This window comes from Acinetobacter sp. LT1, from assembly GCF_059800965.1.
The window spans coordinates 1-19,396 of record NZ_JBBAXE010000021.1 but is presented as its reverse complement, the minus strand read 5'-3'; the positions used below and the strand labels follow the sequence as shown (position 1 = coordinate 19,396).

32 protein-coding genes and 1 pseudogene are annotated in these 19,396 nt (G+C 38.1%); all 33 read left to right on the top strand.

Features of this window, described 5'->3' with window-relative positions; all coding sequences use genetic code 11:
* Window positions 1–10 precede the first annotated feature (10 nt).
* The 33 genes and pseudogenes from WBW42_RS16715 to WBW42_RS16555 all read left to right on the top strand — a co-directional run bounded on the left by WBW42_RS16715 (window position 11) and on the right by WBW42_RS16555 (window position 19,278).
* The gene (locus tag WBW42_RS16715; protein WP_001095600.1) at window positions 11–286 is read left to right on the top strand and encodes a hypothetical protein; all 276 of its coding nucleotides are present in this window, start codon (window positions 11–13) and stop codon (window positions 284–286) included.
* A complete protein-coding gene (locus tag WBW42_RS16710) occupies window positions 283–579 on the top strand; it encodes a hypothetical protein (RefSeq protein ID WP_000094160.1) in 297 nt (98 codons plus the stop codon). Before WBW42_RS16715 ends, WBW42_RS16710 begins: the two co-directional genes overlap by 4 nt.
* A pseudogene (locus tag WBW42_RS16705) lies at window positions 576–937 on the top strand (hypothetical protein). Before WBW42_RS16710 ends, WBW42_RS16705 begins: the two are co-directional and overlap by 4 nt.
* Entirely contained in the window at window positions 930–1,859 is a 930-nt protein-coding gene (locus WBW42_RS16700; RefSeq protein WP_000280079.1) for a YdaU family protein, read from the top strand. Before WBW42_RS16705 ends, WBW42_RS16700 begins: the two are co-directional and overlap by 8 nt.
* Complete coding sequence (locus WBW42_RS16695) at window positions 1,852–2,601, top strand: hypothetical protein (RefSeq protein WP_023897136.1); 750 nt, start codon at window positions 1,852–1,854, stop codon at window positions 2,599–2,601. The genes WBW42_RS16700 and WBW42_RS16695 overlap by 8 nt, the downstream gene beginning before the upstream one ends.
* On the top strand, window positions 2,598–3,062 hold the full coding sequence (locus WBW42_RS16690; protein ID WP_498478915.1) for a hypothetical protein: 465 nt from the start codon (window positions 2,598–2,600) through the stop codon (window positions 3,060–3,062). Before WBW42_RS16695 ends, WBW42_RS16690 begins: the two co-directional genes overlap by 4 nt.
* Entirely contained in the window at window positions 3,062–3,463 is a 402-nt protein-coding gene (locus tag WBW42_RS16685; RefSeq protein WP_000097329.1) for a DUF559 domain-containing protein, read from the top strand. The genes WBW42_RS16690 and WBW42_RS16685 overlap by 1 nt, the downstream gene beginning before the upstream one ends.
* A complete protein-coding gene (locus tag WBW42_RS16680; RefSeq protein ID WP_001277128.1) occupies window positions 3,460–3,936 on the top strand; it encodes a hypothetical protein in 477 nt (158 codons plus the stop codon). Before WBW42_RS16685 ends, WBW42_RS16680 begins: the two co-directional genes overlap by 4 nt.
* Window positions 3,908–4,162: a hypothetical protein gene (locus WBW42_RS16675; RefSeq protein WP_000861102.1), complete on the top strand. Its 255-nt coding sequence runs from the start codon at window positions 3,908–3,910 to the stop codon at window positions 4,160–4,162. The genes WBW42_RS16680 and WBW42_RS16675 overlap by 29 nt, the downstream gene beginning before the upstream one ends.
* 462 nt (window positions 4,163–4,624) lie before the next feature.
* Complete coding sequence (locus WBW42_RS16670; RefSeq protein WP_032007143.1) at window positions 4,625–4,978, top strand: hypothetical protein; 354 nt, start codon at window positions 4,625–4,627, stop codon at window positions 4,976–4,978.
* A gap of 198 nt (window positions 4,979–5,176) precedes the next feature.
* On the top strand, window positions 5,177–5,413 hold the full coding sequence (locus WBW42_RS16665) for a hypothetical protein (RefSeq protein ID WP_000152657.1): 237 nt from the start codon (window positions 5,177–5,179) through the stop codon (window positions 5,411–5,413).
* Window positions 5,414–6,076: 663 nt separating this feature from the next.
* On the top strand, window positions 6,077–6,532 hold the full coding sequence (locus WBW42_RS16660; RefSeq protein ID WP_001136775.1) for a hypothetical protein: 456 nt from the start codon (window positions 6,077–6,079) through the stop codon (window positions 6,530–6,532).
* A 61-nt stretch (window positions 6,533–6,593) separates the two neighbouring features.
* Window positions 6,594–7,028: a hypothetical protein gene (locus WBW42_RS16655; protein ID WP_002121499.1), complete on the top strand. Its 435-nt coding sequence runs from the start codon at window positions 6,594–6,596 to the stop codon at window positions 7,026–7,028.
* A complete protein-coding gene (locus WBW42_RS16650; RefSeq protein WP_032007577.1) occupies window positions 6,997–7,638 on the top strand; it encodes a putative metallopeptidase in 642 nt (213 codons plus the stop codon). The genes WBW42_RS16655 and WBW42_RS16650 overlap by 32 nt, the downstream gene beginning before the upstream one ends.
* 59 nt (window positions 7,639–7,697) lie before the next feature.
* On the top strand, window positions 7,698–8,255 hold the full coding sequence (locus WBW42_RS16645; protein WP_032007576.1) for a DUF2280 domain-containing protein: 558 nt from the start codon (window positions 7,698–7,700) through the stop codon (window positions 8,253–8,255).
* Window positions 8,239–9,555, top strand: a complete 1,317-nt coding sequence (locus WBW42_RS16640) for a phage terminase large subunit family protein (RefSeq protein ID WP_032007574.1) — start codon at window positions 8,239–8,241, stop codon at window positions 9,553–9,555. The genes WBW42_RS16645 and WBW42_RS16640 overlap by 17 nt, the downstream gene beginning before the upstream one ends.
* A gap of 39 nt (window positions 9,556–9,594) precedes the next feature.
* Complete coding sequence (locus WBW42_RS16635) at window positions 9,595–10,935, top strand: DUF4055 domain-containing protein (protein ID WP_032007572.1); 1,341 nt, start codon at window positions 9,595–9,597, stop codon at window positions 10,933–10,935.
* A 9-nt stretch (window positions 10,936–10,944) separates the two neighbouring features.
* Window positions 10,945–12,051 (top strand): minor capsid protein, encoded by a 1,107-nt coding sequence (locus WBW42_RS16630; RefSeq protein ID WP_005135609.1) that lies wholly within the window; start codon window positions 10,945–10,947, stop codon window positions 12,049–12,051.
* An 8-nt stretch (window positions 12,052–12,059) separates the two neighbouring features.
* The gene (locus WBW42_RS16625; protein WP_000965231.1) at window positions 12,060–12,488 is read left to right on the top strand and encodes a hypothetical protein; all 429 of its coding nucleotides are present in this window, start codon (window positions 12,060–12,062) and stop codon (window positions 12,486–12,488) included.
* A 98-nt stretch (window positions 12,489–12,586) separates the two neighbouring features.
* Complete coding sequence (locus WBW42_RS16620) at window positions 12,587–12,823, top strand: hypothetical protein (protein ID WP_000004365.1); 237 nt, start codon at window positions 12,587–12,589, stop codon at window positions 12,821–12,823.
* 21 nt (window positions 12,824–12,844) lie between these two features.
* The gene (locus tag WBW42_RS16615) at window positions 12,845–13,060 is read left to right on the top strand and encodes a hypothetical protein (protein ID WP_001290162.1); all 216 of its coding nucleotides are present in this window, start codon (window positions 12,845–12,847) and stop codon (window positions 13,058–13,060) included.
* Between the two features lie 122 nt (window positions 13,061–13,182).
* Complete coding sequence (locus WBW42_RS16610; RefSeq protein ID WP_000196672.1) at window positions 13,183–13,734, top strand: Acb2/Tad1 domain-containing protein; 552 nt, start codon at window positions 13,183–13,185, stop codon at window positions 13,732–13,734.
* Window positions 13,735–13,843: 109 nt separating this feature from the next.
* Window positions 13,844–14,599 (top strand): hypothetical protein, encoded by a 756-nt coding sequence (locus WBW42_RS16605; protein ID WP_001112409.1) that lies wholly within the window; start codon window positions 13,844–13,846, stop codon window positions 14,597–14,599.
* A 13-nt stretch (window positions 14,600–14,612) separates the two neighbouring features.
* A complete protein-coding gene (locus WBW42_RS16600) occupies window positions 14,613–15,563 on the top strand; it encodes a major capsid protein (RefSeq protein WP_032007570.1) in 951 nt (316 codons plus the stop codon).
* 44 nt (window positions 15,564–15,607) lie between these two features.
* Window positions 15,608–15,943 carry a HeH/LEM domain-containing protein gene (locus WBW42_RS16595; protein WP_032007569.1) on the top strand — a complete coding sequence of 112 codons (336 nt, stop codon included), beginning with the start codon at window positions 15,608–15,610 and terminating at the stop codon, window positions 15,941–15,943.
* Window positions 15,944–15,946: 3 nt separating this feature from the next.
* Window positions 15,947–16,327, top strand: a complete 381-nt coding sequence (locus WBW42_RS16590) for a hypothetical protein (protein ID WP_032007567.1) — start codon at window positions 15,947–15,949, stop codon at window positions 16,325–16,327.
* Complete coding sequence (locus WBW42_RS16585) at window positions 16,327–16,695, top strand: hypothetical protein (RefSeq protein WP_000524223.1); 369 nt, start codon at window positions 16,327–16,329, stop codon at window positions 16,693–16,695. The genes WBW42_RS16590 and WBW42_RS16585 overlap by 1 nt, the downstream gene beginning before the upstream one ends.
* 37 nt (window positions 16,696–16,732) lie before the next feature.
* Window positions 16,733–17,446, top strand: coding sequence for a hypothetical protein (locus WBW42_RS16580; protein WP_050450613.1), 714 nt, complete (start codon window positions 16,733–16,735; stop codon window positions 17,444–17,446).
* Window positions 17,447–17,501: 55 nt separating this feature from the next.
* Window positions 17,502–17,906: a hypothetical protein gene (locus tag WBW42_RS16575; protein WP_032007565.1), complete on the top strand. Its 405-nt coding sequence runs from the start codon at window positions 17,502–17,504 to the stop codon at window positions 17,904–17,906.
* The gene (locus tag WBW42_RS16570) at window positions 17,878–18,246 is read left to right on the top strand and encodes a hypothetical protein (protein WP_032007564.1); all 369 of its coding nucleotides are present in this window, start codon (window positions 17,878–17,880) and stop codon (window positions 18,244–18,246) included. The genes WBW42_RS16575 and WBW42_RS16570 overlap by 29 nt, the downstream gene beginning before the upstream one ends.
* Window positions 18,203–18,646 (top strand): hypothetical protein, encoded by a 444-nt coding sequence (locus WBW42_RS16565; RefSeq protein WP_080777053.1) that lies wholly within the window; start codon window positions 18,203–18,205, stop codon window positions 18,644–18,646. The genes WBW42_RS16570 and WBW42_RS16565 overlap by 44 nt, the downstream gene beginning before the upstream one ends.
* Before the next feature lies 1 nt (window position 18,647).
* Complete coding sequence (locus WBW42_RS16560) at window positions 18,648–18,866, top strand: hypothetical protein (protein ID WP_032007562.1); 219 nt, start codon at window positions 18,648–18,650, stop codon at window positions 18,864–18,866.
* Between the two features lie 58 nt (window positions 18,867–18,924).
* Window positions 18,925–19,278 (top strand): hypothetical protein, encoded by a 354-nt coding sequence (locus WBW42_RS16555; RefSeq protein ID WP_032007560.1) that lies wholly within the window; start codon window positions 18,925–18,927, stop codon window positions 19,276–19,278.
* Window positions 19,279–19,396: the final 118 nt, after the last annotated feature.

Genomic DNA, 19,396 nt, shown 5'->3' with positions numbered 1-19,396 from the left:
GGTGGATCAAATGAACACAAACAATTTATCAGAACAACCAATCGAACTCAACTCACCAGATTTTTTAATAGGTGACGTTGTAGTGCTTACTAAAGAGTGCCGTACTTTCAAATCAAATGATTTGTTTGAAGTTAAAAACAAAACTTTGACTAGTTTATGGACCATCAAATCAGAGAAACATTTGATTCTAGTTTCTTCAAAAGAAATCCGCACAGCAACAGTAGCAGAGCTCAACGCTAAACGCCGCCTAACAAAAGCTGAGCAAGCATTAGCGGAGGTGTCATGAGCAGCTTTACACAGCAAATCAAAGATTCTCTTCATCAAAGTGAAATCCAATCTTTTTATGAACCTGCATTGCGAGTGCTTGGTCACCTATTTGAGGTGAAAAAGCAAAATTTACGTAACAAAGGTTATGACGAAAATAATGCGGCGGTAACCAAAGTTGAATTTTCAGAGGCTATGGCTCGTCAATTTCGCATAACGCAGTGGTTAGCACAACAGATTGTAACCAGCTTAACCAAAGCGTGTTTGGTTGATTCGTTTGGTGGCTATGTTAAGCCAAAGGATGGTGAAAAGTGAGATATGCAGCAAGAAGAAAACAGGATATTTCCGTTTCCACCACACCGCTAGAGGTGGTAATTCCACTGGAACAACCAGTAAAGATCTATTCGGCTAAAGAATTAGCAGCCATGCCGCTTTCAGTTATGAATGCCGCAATTGAGGCTCAGGAAAGATTTTATCAACTTGAAGAATTAACTCATATGGGGGGCAGGCTATAGCAGTTCGCCGTCTCATGGAGGATGGGCACAAACTAATTCAGGTGAAAGAAAAGTCTCGTATTCGCTACAAAATCAACAACGAATTTATTCCTCCAAGAATTATTCGTCAGTTGGAAATGCGCGGTCTTGTAAAATTAGGAGCAGTCACTGATGTATAAATATCTCCACCATATCAGCGACTTTATGGTTGCTACAGCGCACCTTAGCCCAGTTGAAGAGTGCTTTTATCGCCGTGCTCTCGATTTTTATTATTTGAATGAAAAACCATTACCCAAAGAAACCCAGTCGGTTTTTCGTCGGTTACGTGCAAATACCCAAGAAGAAAGGGATGCAGTATTAATTGTGCTGCAAGAGTTTTTTGTGGAAGAGGAAGACGGGTTTCACAACAAACGTTGTGATTCAGAAATCGCCGCTTATCAAAAAGTAGGGGATAAAAATCGTGAAAATGGTAAGAAAGGTGGGCGTCCACGTAAGGAAAAACCAAAAGAAAACCAAAGTGAAGGCGACTCGGTTAATTCTGAAAACCCACAAAAACCCAGTGGGTTAATTTTGGGTTCTGAAAGTGAAAGCCAAAAAAACCTTAACCATAAACCGTTAACCGATAACCAATATATAGATAGTAGTAGTAATGCGCGTGAAGAAAATTCGCAATTTACACCAATCCAATTTGCTCAGTATCAGATCGATGATCACAAGCGTTACTCAATGCGTGAATTCATTTCTGAATACAGCGAGTTTCAATACGATTTCATCTCACTTGCTCAACAAAGATTTGTTTCTGTACCTGAAATCGACTTGAGAACCATGATTCAAAATTTCGGTGACTGGTACTTTGCAAACGAATCTAGTTCATTGAATACACCAAGCATCTGGTTGGTTAAGTGGTTCTCTTGGGTTCAAAACAACGAGAAACAAGTTGCTGCTAACCGCAAGAAACAAGAGCAAATCAATTCAGCTGGTCAAAAACCACAAGAGTCGGGTTACTTCGCTAATCTTTTTGAAGAACAGAGCGAATCTCAAATCGTGGATGTAACCCCAGCAAAAAAGTTTCCAATGATTGAGGAGGTAGGTCATGCATGAGATTACCTTGAACGAAGTGCGTCAATTAATCGCATCTCTTCGCACTGTTTACGCTGCTCAGTTCAATAAGCAATTTCCAGCAACAGGCGAAAGCGCAATTCCTCTGTCAGTGGTTGAGCAAATCGCACTTAAAACACTGGTTGGCGTTCAACAAAATCAATTTAACAACGCACTTGCTCGATTACTTACAGCAGGTGGGCGTTTTATGCCGTCATTTGCTGAGTTTCGCACCTGGTGTATTGGTGAAAGTTGGATGTCTCCAGAGGAAGCTTGGTCACGTGCATGTAAGTTTACGACTGACAGTACCGTGGTTATTACACAAATTACAAAATATGCATTAGACGAAGTGATGTATTTGATCGAAGCCGGCCAAATGCGAGCAGCTCAAGATAATTTCTTCGGAACCTACAACGTGATGGTGGCTAAAGCTCAATTGAAAGGTCGTCAGCAAGAGTTTTACGCTCCACCGCTACAACTAGAACACAAAGAACCTAAACACGTTCCTGTGAGCAATGACGAGGCTCAAAAGCATCTCAAATCATTGATGGAAAGATTAAAAATCAATGGTCGTAAACCTGCACCAGTTCAAAAACTTGAGGCAAAAGAAAAAGAGCCTGAGCTTATAAAAGAGTTGGGCCCTGATCCTTTCGATAATCCACACGAATACGCAGAGATGTGCCGTCGGGAGGGTATGCCAATCCCTAGAAATATTCTTCAGCTAATTGATGGGGCGAATGTATGAATGCAGTTGAGTTTATGAAGGAATATGGAATCGAAAAGGCTCGATTTGTTATTGGATCTGCTGAAGTAGGTGGTGTTGTAACCCCAAAGATTTTAGACCTTAAAAAATTGGTTCAATCGTTGGAACTAATAGAGCAAATTGGTGGAGTTGAAGTTGCTAAAGGCAAAGTATTTATTGCTGATTTCAATGATTTCAATGATTTCAAAATGATCAAATTTTTAATAGGTAATAAAGATTTTGTTGTTCATATAAAAAGAGTTCAGGAGGCTATAGCAGACCACGAAGCAGTTAATGGAAATGAGATAGATCCTTTAATCAAGTTAAAAGCTGGTTTAACAAAGTTAAGAGATAAATTTATAAACGATGCCCATGCATTAACGCTTTTGGGTGACCTAGATAAATCACGTGTTTATAACGGCATTGCTAATCAATTAGATCACTTATTAAAGGGCGGTGCTTAATGTCATCAATGAGCCTTGCTGAATATCGTGAATTATTTCCTATTCAGAAAAATAAAAAGCGCCGTTCAGCAAAGCAAGGTACAAGACAGCCGAGTGAAGGCGAGACGGTATTAGCAACACATTTAAAAGCATGCAAGATCAGTTTTGAACAGGAATATAAATTCCATCCTGAACGTAAATGGAGAGCAGATTTTTTAATAACGGGTACAAAGATTTTGATTGAGGTGGAAGGCGGGATCTGGAGTGGAGGCCGTCATACAAGGGGCAAAGGCTATATAGGGGATATGGAGAAATACAACTCCGCAGCAATGATGGGTTTTACAGTTTTACGGTTCAGCACAGAGCAAGTGAAAGCAGGCGTGGCGATTAAACAAATTGAGCAATTGGTAGGTGAAAAATGAGTGCAGTTTTAAAAACACAACAAATGGATTGGTCTAAATATACTATTGACGGTTGGTTAGAGCAGTTTGGCGCATGGTGTGAAACAGTTAGAATGAAAGGGGGTGATTTGCCAGATGGGCTTCATATCAATCAAATTTACTGGTTGATGCGTGAAGCTGGCAAAGAAGTACAAAAAAGTAAATCTTATATTCGATGTGAGATCAGTGATTATGAGGCGGATCAAATTCAAGCACTTTTACGAAGTCTATTAAATTCTGATAAAACAGATTTTACAACTAAGTTTGCATTAATTTGTTTAATTAAAAATAAGGTTGAAAATAAAGGATTGTTGAAGGTTGCTCAAGAAACAAACCAATCTAAAGCTCAGGTCGCAATTATGGTGAGTTGCGCTAGATTTTATTTATTAGGTCATGATAAAAGATTAAGACAAAATGGAGGTTCAAATGAAAACATACACTGTAAAACTATATGAAGGCGTTAGTCGGGAGAAAGTTAATGAAACTTTGAAATACTACCCTGATTATTTTGGTAAAATATCAATAATTACAAATGTAATTAATAATAAATTGCAATTAACACTAAAAGCATTTGAAGGAATCGACGTTATAACTGCCAATGATCTAATGATTAAAATCGTTGAACGTTTAAAAGCTTCTCAATTAGTAGAAAAGCATAATTTAGACTTGTTGACTGTCTAGACGCTTTATGGCATATTTTTGATATAGTGGACAAAGTTATAAGCGTTGCACCAATTTGTTTTAAAAGCTCACTTAATCGTGGGCTTTTAATTAGGATTTGAAAAAACATGAAATTTATCGTATATTAAACAGGTATTCTACTTCCTATGTAGTTATTCAGTTTATAGTCCGTACCTTCCCCAAGGTACGGATTTTTTTTATTTTTTGCTATATAGTCCAGGCTGGTAAAAATGAATATCTGTGTGGGTGGTGAACTCAATGGGCAAGTGATAGAAAAAAAGGGGTGTTAAGAACAAAGATGTATATAAATATTATAAAACTCAGTAATTGCATAATAAATTCAAATATTTACTTAAAATCAGGGTGACCGAATTTAAACAATCTTTACCTAGGCGAAGGATTTAGTAACTCAAATAAACATTATTTTAGACGGATAATTATAAAAAACGGAGTACAAATGTCATGAATAAGAATGTAGAGCTAATAAATTACATTGATGTAGCTGAGACAGTTTACGAACGGGTATATGAAAATAATAAAATTTCAAATAATTTGATTGTTAATCTAAATCGCATAATGGCTGAGATAAAGAATCAAGCTGCAGAAAAAAGACTCAAATTGAAGTACAGCTCAATAGACTTTGAACATTGTTTAAGTTTGCCTTTAGCTGATTGCAAGATAAAAGTAGATTTAAGTCTTATACCTCATTTTGAAGATCGTGAAGAAAGTATTTTGTGGTTAACTAACTTTATTGGAAAAATTTGTGAGCCCAGAAAGATGCAAAGACAGAAAAAAAACTTCATTAAGTACCTGTGAATTTTAGATGAACAGCCCTTAAAGCGGTTTTTTATTGCTAGTAGAATATTTAAGGTATCTTTTCTAATAGGCACATACTATTAAAGTGTTTTTTATTTATTTTTTAGATTGAAAAGATTGCTATTTGAGTAATTAAAATATAAAAATCTTTATTGATTGAGCGTAGTTGTTATACAGGATATTTATAAGGATTTTAAAATGACAATTATCACATTGCTTGATGTTGAGACGAAGAAGAAGGTGATAGTTCGGTCCGTAATAGACCCAATAGCAAGAATAGACAAAAAAGGGAATATACAAATTATTCAAATTCATAAATGGCTAGATGATGAATCTGGAGATTTTGTTGATGAAGACTTATATGAGGCACTCAACAATGGAGAAGTTGGAATATACTTAACTTTGCAGTATATGATCATTGATATTGAAAATTAATTATTTTTTATTTTTAGTCAGTGTGATTTCTTACTCTCTAGAGCCTAATGGTTACTACACATAAGACCTTATTAAGTATTACCTATTGATGGGCACATATTCTTTATAAGTCTTGATAAGTAAAAAAATTATGTAGGCTAAAAATAAAACCATTTAAAAAAAGAAATCTTTATCTATTTAAATATGAATATTTGATATTTTTAATTCAATCCCTATTGCTAGTGCTTAAATATTATGCCAATATGAAGTTGGAGATATTTCCGAATAGATATTTCCTATTTCAGGTCTAAGCGTTTTTTTTCGCTAAGCCCATTTCTGAATAAAAATAGGAAGTGGGCTTTTTTATTTTTAAATATTTCAGTATTATCAGTGTGTTGCTTTAAGTAACACTAAACCTTATTGATCAGCGCAAATATCAAAAAAGGGGGAGCTTGCCTACTAGGCAAGCTTTTTAAATTGATAATTTAAACACAATAATCCATTTTAAAGCTCAATAGAAAAATCAAACTTCCATAGCTTTTATTCGTACTAATTTATTGAATATAATCGTTTTTATAATTTTTAAAATTTCCTTAAACTAAAAATGGAAAATTTCTTGTTGCAACATTGTTATAATAGGATTACCTTAAGAAAAATACTTTATAAAAATGAGGAGCTGCTGAAATGCCACAGTATCTCATGTTTGCGGAAAATATTTATAACAAAATTAAAGATGAGGAATTGTTTTCACATGACTGTATTGAAAATATGAACTTACTTATGACATGTATACGCAGAGAAATTGAGGGAACAGAATTTAAATTAAAATATAATTTTATTGATTTTGTTGAATTGTTTAGTAGACCATTAGATGAATGTAAAGTAAAAATAGATGTGAGTTTGATTCCTCCTCATAATTCAGAAGGTGAGTATATTTTATGGTTAGCTGGATTAATCGAAAAAATTACAGAAGGTGGACCTAAACCACCTCCACCTATAAAGAAGTTTATTCCAGAGTATATGAGCTTGAAATTTGAATTAGATTTTTTACCCTTAAATGAGGAAAAAATTCAAAACGAAGGTAAAGAAATTACGGATTACTTTAATTCAAAGCTTTATAAGGCAACTTTTAAGAAGTAATACTATATTGCCTGTGAGTTTAGCCACCGCCTAAGGGCGGTTTTTTTTATGGGTAAGAATAATGGATTCTACAGAATACTTTTGGCTTACTCGGAAAAAAGAACCTAAAACTAAACCTAAAAGCCGGCCATTGCCTAAGGCGAAGCAAAAATATCTCGAGGCTGAGGCAACACTTAAGGAAGAGCTTGAGGATTTGGCGATTGGATTTGAAAGTAAGTTTCAGCCGATCCATACCAAACACTGGCGCTTTGATTTTCATATAGTGAAATTGCGTTTGCTCATTGAAATTGAGGGTGGTCCCTGGTCTGGTGGGCGTGGTGGAAAGCTGTCAAATAAAGCATGGAGTCTTGATCGATATGATCATGCTGAAGAGATGGGTTACAAAATAGAGCGCTTTCATCCAGATTCTATTTTGTCGGGATATGTCATCAACTGGATAAAAAGTGAATTAGCGAGAATTGAAGATGGAGCAAATAAGACCATTTCCACCGACTGATTTTATTGATCAAGCTGAAGAAGAGGAAGCAATTCGTTTAATACCTGCATCAGATTTAAAAAAATGGGTTATTGCAAATTACTTAACGATTGGCGGACCTCTTCACAACCCGGATCATGACCATATTGCTGAACTAATACATGACAATGAGGAGTTCTTGGCTTTTGCTTGGGCATCATCGGCTTGTATGGCTAAAAAGCGTATGGTTTTAGGCCAATGTGAAAAAGTTATGTTTAATCAGGGCGGGTGGAAAAAAGCTCGTCAAGAGCAGCAAATGCGCGATTGGTTTGGCTATGTGCCTGTGTACCTCATCACAATTGATGCAAGTTATTGCGATCAGGCGACTGATCGTGATTTCTGTGCATTGATAGAGCATGAGCTTTATCACATAGGTGTTGAACGTGATGAAGATGGTGATCCGTTAATCAGTGAAATGACTGGTTTGCCTAAACACTATTTAGCAGGCCATGATGTTGAAGAATTTGTTGGCGTAGTTAAAAGATGGGGAGCGGACGAAAGCGTGAAGCGACTAATTGAAGTGGCGAAGCAAGCGCCGTTTGTATCAGATGTGAATATTTCAAAGTGCTGCGGGACATGTTTAATAAGTTGAGCCTTCGGGCTCATTTTTTTTGCCATGTTTCCTTGACGTACCTTGACGGATAGAGAGAAATGGCGACATTAAACAAAAAGCAGAAACTCTTTATTGTACAATCGCTTGCTGTATTTAATACCCCTCAAGAAACAGTAAGTCTCGTCAAGGAAGAATTTGACATTGAAGTTTCAAGACAACAGGTAGAGTCATACGACCCTACAAAGTTTGCTGGTAGAGACTTAAGTAAGGAGCTCAAAGAAATTTTCGAAAAAACACGGGAAGAGTATTTGAGCCAGCCACTAAATAAAATCAGTGGAGCAAATGACATTGTTCAGTTGAAGATTTTAAGTGATTTACTTTGGGCTAAAAAAAACAATGTGACCATGACAATTAAGATCGTGGACCAAATACAAAAGATCATGAAAGGGTTTTATGACAAGAAGGGGGAACAAAATAATAAAGGTGGTAATTCTGAAGCGAACCAAACCAAAGCTGAAGTAGAACTTGAGATTAAAAAGCTTGAACTTCAGAAGTTACAGCGTGAAGTGAATCCCTCTGAGTATCGTCCACCTGAAGAGGATTACAAGCTTGTGCTGAATCCTGATGAGGAGATACCAAATGAGCCAATTCTTTAATCCCCCAGAAGGTTCAGTTCAATTAACACCTAAACAAGCAAACATCTATTTATGGGGTTGGCAAAAAGAAGCCCGATTCCGTGATGCTGTTTGTGGTCGACGTTTTGGTAAGACTTTCTTGGCCAAAGCGGAAATGCGAAGAGCCGCAAGACTAGCGGCTAAATGGAATGTTTCTGTCGAGGATGAGATCTGGTATGCAGCGCCTACATTTAAGCAAGCTAAACGGGTTTTCTGGAAGCGATTAAAACAGGCAATTCCAGCTTCTTGGCGTGCTGGAAAGCCGAATGAAACTGAATGTTCAATTACTTTAAGAAGTGGCCATATCATCCGAGTTGTAGGTCTGGATAACTATGATGATCTTCGTGGATCTGGTTTATTTTTCTTAATTATTGATGAATGGGCCGACTGTAAATGGGCTGCATGGGAAGAAGTGCTTCGCCCGATGCTTTCTACTTGTAAGTATATGGTGAATGGCGAGCAGCGAGTCGGTGGCCATGTTTTAAGAATTGGTACGCCTAAAGGCTTTAACCATTGTTATGACACATTCATGGATGGTCAGCCCGGTCATGAACCAGATTGTAAAAGCTTTTCCTATACATCCCTTCAGGGTGGAAATATTCCTGAGTCTGAAATCATTGTTGCTAAGCGCAAAATGGATCCTAAGACTTTTAGTCAGGAATATGAAGCAAGCTTTGAGAGCTATCAGGGTGTTATCTACTACTGTTTTAACCGGTTGCTGAACGCATCAACTGAAACAGTTAAGCCAAATGACGTGCTTCATATTGGGATGGACTTTAATGTTACCAAGATGGCTGCTGTTGTGTATGTACGCCGTGGTGAACATATGCATGCAGTCGATGAGTTCGTAAATCTGTTCGATACTCCGGCAATGATTGAGGCTATCCAAGAACAATATCCTAATCATGAAGTCGCAATTTATCCCGATGCCTCTGGTGAGAACCGGAAGTCGAGCAATGCTAGTGAAACGGATCTGGCGCTACTTAGAAAGGCTGGTTTTAAAGTTCATGTGAACAGTAGAAACCCAGCAGTTAAAGATCGCATTAATTCAATGAACGGGATGCTGTGCAATACGTTGTCTGAGCGCAGATTGTTTGTGAATGTAGATAAATGTCCTCACTTTGCCAAATGCCTAGAGCGACAAATCTATGATGATTATGGACAGCCGGATAAGAGTGCCGGTTTTGACCATATGAATGATGCAGGTACATATCCAATCGCTTATTTATTCCCGATCGACAAGAAATCTGTTGGAGTTCGAAGGATTCGCGGAATGTCTTAAACAACGCACCTTTTTAGGTGCTTTTTTATTGGTGTTTTTATGGCAGTTACTGATAAACATCCGCAGTATATTGCTGCACAAAAAAGCTGGTTAATTATGCGAGACGCCGTTGCTGGTGAAGAGCAGATTAAACAGGCACAAACTAAGTACCTAGCTAAATCAGCCGGAATGATTGAGGCTGAAAAGCAAGGAGATACGACTGGAGAGATTTATAAAGCCTATCTAAGTCGAGCTCAGTATCCATTATGGGTTCAGGATTCACTACGCACGATGATTGGTTTAGTTTCAAAGCTGGAACCTAACATCGTAATTGAAAGTTCTCTGTTAAAGGGTTTGATAGAGAATGCAACCAATGATGGTTTTGGGCTTAAACAGCTCTTTATTCGCATTTGTTCAGAGTTGCTAGAGTTTGGGCGCTGTGGGCTGCTTGTCGATGTTGATGCTAACGGAGTGCCATATTTCGCCTTATATGATGCGTTATCTATTATCAACTGGAAGGAAAACAGTATCGGTGGTCGTAAAGATCTAAAACTGTTAGTGCTCGAGGAGCAATTTGATAATAGTGAAGATGAATTCGGGCACGAAACTAAAACGGTTCACCGCGTTCTATCTATGGATGATGGAGCATTAGCGGTCCGATTGTTCGATGGTTCAAATGTGGAGGATAAAACTCCCGATCTCGGCGGTAATCAACTTTCTTTCACACCATTTGTTTTCTGCGGTGCCACTAGTAATTCTCCCCAAGTTGGTACGGTACCATTACTCACCATGGCAAAAGCAGCACTCAAGTATTACCAGCTCAGCGCGGACTACTTTCAGTCACTTCACCATACAGCTCATCCTCAGCCATGGATTAACGGACTTGAGGGTGATGAAGATATTAGCGTTACTGGTGTTATGGCTGTCTGGAGTCTTCCTCCAAATTCACAATGTGGTTATTTAGAAATTTCAGGTAACGGCATTGAACTCACTAAAAAGGAAATGGATGCGCAAAAAAATTCAGCATTAGAAGCTGGGGCTAAAGTAGTTGATACCAATACACAGGAATCAGGTGAAGCGCGCCGTGCACGGCAAGACGATCAGCAAGCAAGTCTTCACAGTATCGTGATGTGTGCAGCTGCAGCAATTGAACAAGCCATTAAGTATGCAGCGCAGTGGTTAAAGCTGGATTCGACAAAATATTCATTTACGGTTGAACCTGAGTTTATTGTGCAGGTCACGGATATTAATCTTGCAAAACAGCTTTATGAGGGTGCTATTTCAGGGAAAAACTCTTTCCGCACATATTGGGAATACCTGATGACAGGTAAATTACCAGCTCACGACTATCAGGAAGAAGTGAAGCGGGTAGAAATAGAGCGAGATAACACTCCTTTGTAGAGGTGATGTATGGCTTCAAAAGAAGATAAATCATTGATTGAAGTACTTACCCAACATCAGGCGTACTTATATCGGGTGTCTTCTCAATCTGTTAATGAGCTACTAAAAATCTTTAATGATGAGTCAATATTAATGTTGGCAAAGCTTCGGGATTTGCTTGATGAATTAAATGATTCTGAAAAGATGGCTCTAGCAAGTGGACAGTACACAACGTCAAATCTGAAGGAAGTTCGTGATCTGATTGCTCAGTGGTTTACTGCAATAAACACTGCATTACCTGAAGCTTTCGCTGTTTCTGCTACTGCCTTGGCTGTTTATGAAGCCAATTACATGGCGAAGCTATATGGCGGCAAGATCAAAAAACCAAATGGTGAAAAGCTATATGCAGCAGCTAAAAAAATACCATTGGTAGGTGGGGCTCTTGTTGATGATCTGCTATCAAGAATTGCTGAAAATGCCCGCCAAAAGGTTGAGTATGCAATTCGGGATGGCATTAACTCAGGTAAAACAAATCAGGAAATAGTTCAGCGTATTCGCGGAACCAAGCGCCTTAATTATGAGGATGGGCTTTTAAGTAGCTCTAAGACGGATATTGAACGTACCGTAAGAACAGTTCGTAGTCATGTTGCTAATCAAACGTATTTAGATACTTTCAAACAGTTAGGTTTTGAGTATGTTCGTTTTATTAGTGTATTGGATGGAAGAACATCAAAACTTTGTGCATCTCTTGATGGATCTGTTTGGGAAATAAACGACCCAGCTAAGCGTGTACCGCCATTACATCCTCATTGCCGCAGTATTCTGGTACCAGTCGAGAAAGATGGTCGACTTGCTGGAGAGCGTCCATTTGTAATGGATGAGCGCAAAGTAAAGGACATCCCGAAAGATGAGCGCAGCCAATTAATAGGGCAATTGGATGCAAACACCACATTCAAAGAGTTCTTTAAGAAAACAGATGATTTCTTTCAAAAGGAGTGGCTAGGGCCAAAGAGGTACAAACTTTATAAAGAAGGGAAATTTGATCTTGAAAAGTTCTTTGATCCTGAAGGCCGTTTATATAGCTTAGATGATTTGAGAAAGGTGGATGAAAAAGCTTTTAAAAAGTTGGGTCTGTAATTTTTCTTATGTTATATTTTTTAAAACATCAGAATTTATACAATATGAAAACAATAGCTTTTGTATGTCTAACCCTAATTTCCATCACTTGTTTAGCTGAACCAAGTCAAAAATATCTTAAAGAATATGATCGATTGTCTGAAGCTTTGGAGTCAGCAATGGCAAATGCATATTCTTTTGATCCTGCAACTGGTCAAGTAAAACAGGCTACTCAAGGTTTAGAAGCTAAAAATAATTTATGTAGAGCTGCCCAGGCGAAACTAAACCTCACCACGTTTTTAAAAGACAATTTAGAGGAATCTAAAGAGCTTTATAAATCTATTGATGGTGCAGAGACTCTAGATAAAAATTATCTTAGTGGACAACAGCAGGAACAACAAAATCTCGTTTCAAATTTGAAAAAAGACCTTGTTGGAACTGGATTTAACTGTGAGTAATTATTGCCGATTACAGGTAATTCTAAACTCACTTAAGACACAATTTTCACCTATATAAGCGCCCAAATGGCGCTTTTGTCATTTATGGAGTTTGGCTTATGAGTGAATCAAAAGTTAGACATTTGGTACTTAAAAGAGTTTCAGATAAATCTTCTCATCTTGCTCTTTGTGACGAGGAAACAGGTATTCCATTAGCTGGATTAACCGCTGTAAAAATGAATTGTAGTGTTTTTGAGGGTCCAGCGACTATCACGGCAACATTTGATGTAGGTGGTCCTCAAGGTATCCGCTTAGTTGGTGATGAACCTAGATCAGAGGTTTGGAATAAAAAGTAAACGTAGCTAAAGGTGGTAAAAATGTCTGAAATATCAGTTGCTGAATATGTAAAGAGAAAAGAAGAGTTAGAAAGAACACTAACAGGCCATATTGCTGAATTGATCAGTAAATTTGAAAAAGATACAGGCGTAAATGTACAAGATGTTTATGCGAATTTTTCTAGCGCCACTTGTTTGGGTGGTTCTGAAAAACACTTTCTAACTGGTGTGACAGTTAAAACCTCAATTTCTAATTAATCCAATTTATTAATTCAATAGCACCTTCGGGTGCTTTTTTTGTGAGTATTAAAATGAGCAAGAAACTATTAACAGCATCTATGGTTGCATACATTGGTACTAAGTCAGTTTTAGCAACGCCCATGACGCGTGGTGAATACAATGAATACCAAGGGTGGCAAATCCCTGAAAATGAAGACCCAAGTGATCCTGGTTATTTAATCGAATACAAAGATGGTGGCAAGGCTAATCATCCAGATCATGAAGGTTATATTACTTGGTCGCCAAAAGATGTTTTTGAGCATTCATATCAACTAGATGGTTTTCAAAATTGTGTAATGGGCCGTGAAATTCATAAAGATGATAATGGAGTAACAGTTACCCATAACGAAACTGTTAAAACCCGTGATGGTGAACAGTCTCTTGAAACCGGTCATTTCTATGACATCGTAACTGGAGATTCACTTACTCCAATTCAATTTCAACTTGGTCCAGTTAAGGAAGTTGGAGTAAATGGCATCACGAATGAAGCATTACTTGCGATAGTTTTACATCGTTTACGTGTTCTGAATGAAAAGTTTCCTTGCCGCGAAAATTCACTTGCTATTACCAATATTGAGCAAGGTCAAATGTGGCTAGAGCAACGTACCCGAAATCGTCAGAAGCGTGGTGTTGAAGGTTTTAACATCGCTTAACTTTATTAATCGAAATACAGCGTCCTAATGGGCGCTTTTTTAATGCCTGAAGCTAAGCAGAGGGTTCAACAATTAAACCCGCTAAGCGGTATCTCTAGGAGATTTTTAAATGCCAGACGAAATCAAAGTTGATTTGGAAAATCCTGAAATTAAAGCAGCTATTCAAGACGCCGTTGATGAAGCTGTTAAAGGTCTTAAAGATAAGAACGCTGAACTTATCAAAGATAAAAAAGAGTTGAAAGATGAACTAGGTTCATTGAAATCAAAGGTTGAGGGTTTAGATCTGGATGCAATCAAGGTCCTGCTTGATAAATCAAATCAGGATGAAGAATCCAAACTTATTGCAGAAGGCAAGATTGAAGAAGTTATTCAGAAACGCACTGAGAAGATGCGTGAAGAGCATGACAAGGTTCTTAAGGCAGAGAAAGAACGGGCAGATAAAGCTGAAGCTTATGCCGAGAAATTCAAGAAATCAGTAGTGCAAAGCCAAATTGTTCAGGCTGCTATTGAACTTGAAGCACTGCCAGAAGCGACCCCTGATATCGCCTTTTTAGCTCAGACAAAGTTTGCATTAGATGAAAACGGCAAAGCTGTGGCAGTTGATGAAAACGGGGATGTGGTCATTGGTAAAGATGGTCAGACACCGATGACACCAAAAGAATGGGTTGAATCTCTACGCGAGCAAAAACCGTATTACTGGCCTAAGCCTAATGGCATGGGCGCACCAGGGAGCAACAATTCAAAAGGTCAGCCAGACATTCTCAAAGCAGATGGCTCGGTAAATATGACCAAATTGGCGCAATTACGAAATGAAAATCCGCAACTAGCTAAAGAGCTAGCGGCAAAACACGGTATTAAACTTTAAGGAGTAAAGCCTAATGGCTGAGACAAAAATTGCTGATGTAATCGTACCCGAGTTATTTACTCCGTACGTATTAAATAAAACTGCTGAAAAGTCTGCATTATGGCAGTCTGGCATTGTTGGGGATTTAGATGTAGATGTAGCTTTCGGGACAGAGGGTGGTACAACTGTAAATATCCCATTCTGGAATGATTTAAGCGGTGAGTCAGAAGTACTTTCAGATTCAAAACCTTTATCTGTAAATAACATCACTTCAGGCAAGGACATTGCGATTCTTCATGCACGTGGTAAAGCATGGGGCGCTAATGATTTGGCTAAAGCATTATCTGGTGACGATCCACTTGGTGCGGTTGGTGATCTGGTGGCAGATTACTGGTCGCGTGAGTTTCAAGGTTTTACCGTAAACACCCTTAAAGGTGTATTCGGGGCGGCCAGCATGACAGGAAATACTCACGATATTTCTGCTGGAACTGGAGCTGCCGCTGTAATTGATGGTGTATCTTTTGTTGATGCTTCTTATAAGTTGGGTGATGCCGTAGATAAATTAACGGCTATTGCAATGCACTCGGCAACCATGGCGGCTTTAGCTAAGCAAGGCTTAATCGAAACTGTTCGAGATGCTGATGGTGTGGTTCTATACAAAACCTTTATGGACCGTCGTGTGATCGTTGATGATGGCATGCCGGTTGAAGGTGATGTCTTTACCTCATTCTTGTTTGGCCAAGGTGCGATTGGATTCCAAGATATTGGGGCACCGGTTGGTGTAGAAACAGACCGTGATAGTTTAGCCGGAACAGACATTCTTATTAACCGCCGTCACTTTGTATTGCACCCTCGTGGCATTAAATGGGCTGGTGATACAGGTATTGCTCCTAATAACGCTGGTCTAGCAACAGCTGCAAACTGGGAACGTGTTTACGATCCTAAGCAGATCCGAATTGTGGCATTCAAGCACAAGATCAAATAACAAAAAGGCGGATAACACCGCCTTATTTTTTTGGAGATCCACAAATGGGACTTTCATCATTTAACCGTGCACGGGAAAGACAACAAATGACAGAAACAAAAATTGCTGAACTCGAAGAACAACTGGCAACAGTAAAGGGCGAATTTATTGCCTTTCAAAATGATACCGAAGCAATGAAAGCACGTATTGCTGAACTTGAATCAGGTGAAGGTGGTCAAACACCTGAAAATGACCAAAAACCAAGTGATACTCAACCACAACCAATTAACTATGCTGGTCTAAAAGTAGATGAGCTTCGAGCTGTACTAACTGAAAAAGGCATTGCATTTGAAGCAGGTGCTAAAAAAGATGAACTTTTAGCATTAATTCTAAAGGAATAATTCATGAGCTTTATCACTGAACAAGAAGCGATAGAACATGTTGAAGGCTTTGATGCTTTATCTGCCAGTGATAAGGCTCAATACCTTCAGATGTCAGAAGCTTATCTATTAGCACGTAATGTTAAGCCTTACGAAGATGCCACTCTGGTTCCTGAGCCTCTGAAAACAGCCTCATATCAAATCATCAAGGGCATTATGAAAGGTGACCTATATCAAGGACAGGAACAGGCACTAAAACGAAAGAAAGCCAAAGCTGATACGGTTGAAACTGAAAAGGAATATCAGGACGGATCAGTAAAGCTTAGTGCGATTGAGCAATTCATTCTTGATTTGATTAAGCCTTACAGCAAACGAAAAGCTGTATTTTTTATCAGGAAAATCTAATGGGCTTACGTGACGAAATTCAGGCAGATATTGCTGAAGCATTTAATGATGATTTAGCGGATGCCGTTCATACCTTTACATGTGAACGGATTTCAAAAACGAATTGGGATCCTAAAACTGAAACGTATGTTGAAGTTAAAGAAAACTATTCTGGGCGTGGCGTTCTGTTTGGCTCATACAGTCAATATGAGATTCAGACGCTTGGAGTCTTGGCCACAGATAAAAAGGCTACTGTTCTTCAAAATGAAGTAACTATGACTCCAAAAATTGATGATGAATGGTTAACAGCCTTAGGCTCATTCCGAGTTATCCATATTCAACAAGATCCAGCCAGTACAATCTGGAAATGTCAGTTGAGGAAGGTTTAAATACTTGGTCTAATAACCTTCTAAAATAGGGGGATATATGGCTCAACATGATTTAAAAGTAAAAATAAGAAGGATTTGGAAATGGACTTTAATTGGCATAATTATTTTCTTAGTTGTTTCATTCTTTCTTAAGAGTTCATATCCAATCACACATCATAAATTTAACTTTGCTGATGCATATGATGTTTTAAAGGATACTTTAACACTTGCAGCAGCATTTCTAGCTCCAGTTGCAGCTTTTGTATTATTTGATGATTGGAGAACTTCTCATAGACTAAAAAATAATGAAACTGAAGTAATAGAAATTTTAAAAAAAGTAAAAAATATTCCCTTTAGGGCGAAAGATCTAGCTAAGGATTTAGAAAGTTTTTATGAAAACAATCTTACTAAACAAGAAATAGAAGATTATGAAAACAAAGCATTTGCAATTTCAGCCGAAATTTTAGCAGAGCTAGGAAATATTAATTTCTCTAAGAAAAACTTTGTAAATATTAAGTTTCACGATAAATGCTTAAATTTATATAGTGAGACTTATAAGTTACTCACAAATATTATTATGCTTTGTGATGCATGGACCTGTTTAGATTTATGCAAAAAAGATGCTAGTAGGCATGACCAACTTCCGAGTTTGATTGCTCGTGAAGATGTTAGCAGTGCAATTTTTTTTCAATCTGCTAGAAAATTTCTAGGATTATTTGATGATAATTTAAAAGAAATTGATAACTTGGCAGATGAACATAGAATTAGGTAAACAATAAAAAGCCCACATAAGTGGGTTTTTTTATGGGTGCAATTAAGGAGTTTAAATGATTAATACCGATTATGTGCCCGAATGGTATATCTCACCATTTCAACATGTGCAGTACACGCTTGCTAGAAATCAGCTTCACATGGATTTGTTATTTGAAGATATGGATAAAGCCGATCAATTTTTGGATATGGGAGCGGATGCACAGGTTAGTACTTTTTCTGATGGCGCATATGCAATCGTCCAAATTGGTGATACGGCGGATAAAGACCAAATTCAAGTTTATGGATTGCTTTTACATGAAGCTGTTCATATCTGGCAAATAGTAAAACGGAGAATGGGTGAGCGAGAGCCTAGTGTGGAATTTGAAGCTTATTCAATTCAGGCAATCGCTCAAGACCTATTTGAAATGTTCGAAGCTAGTGAGGTAAATCATGGGATGGAAGGGGAAAAGGCCAACTGATTTTAGTTTTGATGTGGCTAAAATGGCAGAGGAAAAAGTAAAGAAAATTACAATGGATGCTGTTCAGTCTTTGGTCGTTTCAAGTCCTGTTGATACTGGCGCTTATCGTGCTTCTCATATCGTTTCAATTGGATCTGGAGACTATGGTGTGCGTGGACCTGAAACAAACCCTATTTACGATGCAGCAATTCAGGCAATGAAGATTAAGCTAGGCAATTTGGTCTACATTCAGAATAACCAACCTTATGCTGAACGTTTAGAAAACGGCTGGTCTGATCAAGCACCACAAGGTATTTATGGCCTCACTTTTAATTTTATTTCTCAAAAGTATGGTGGCTAAAATGGCAATGACTTTAGAGCAGACTAGGCAAGCTATTATTGATCGCATGCAAAGCTTTACGGGTATTGCTCAGGAACGGATTCAGTATCCAAATGCACCAGGCTTTACGGTACCTAAAGAAGGTTTATGGTGCCGTTTAACGATTGCAGGTGGGCCGAGCTTTATTTCAGGCATTGCAGATAAGCCATGTACACGCCGTACCGGTAATATCATGATTCAATGCTTCGATCGACTTCATGTGGGAGAGAAAGCTTTAACGATTCTTAGTGATGCTTTGCTGGCACATTTTGAATATTTCACAATCGAACACTTAGAATGTTTGAATGGCCAATCTATTTATGCGGGAAAAGATGCTGACTTCATTCAGTATAATGTGACCATTGGGTATAAGGTGAATTGATATGTCCTGCATGCTTACGCAAGAAGAAATCGAAATTAAACGGCAAGAACTGGAACGACACTTGGAAGGTGTAATGGCTGAAGAGCTAAATAAATGGCAATTAGCTAATAAACTATGTGTTTCTGATGTAAATATACGTTTGGCTAATGTTGTTAGTCTCGGAGGGCCTAAACATAACGTTGTTACGGGAGTAAGTGTTGATCTAGATAATGAGCCTTAAAATTCTTTAATTATTTGACCGCTAATAAGCGGTTTTTTTATGTCTATAGGAATCACTTATGAGCAATTTTGTATTTAAGCGTGGTGACACTTTCAACTTGAATTTGCAGCTAGTTGATATGGATGAAGCCCTGCAATTTCCACCGGATGACGTGCGCCGTGCAATTGATCTTACAGGTTATACCTTCACTTCACAGGTTAAAGCTCTGGCTGATGGTGCTGCTGTGGCCACCTTGACTTGCGCAGCATTAAATCAAAGCACACAGAAGGGATGGCTGAATATTAAATCTAGTGCAAGCACTGCAACTTGGCCTTTAGGACTGTGTCAGATGGATATTAAAGCTGTAGTTAGTGGCACTACGCAGCACACTGAAACTTTGACTTTCCAAGTGATTGACGGGGTAACAGCATAATGGCAAATTGAATAGCCACCAAAATTCTAGACACACCTAACCATCTTTTGATGGGCCTTTTCATAATCTAATGGAGAACGCTGACCATTGGAACCATGTCTGCGTTTTGAATTATAGA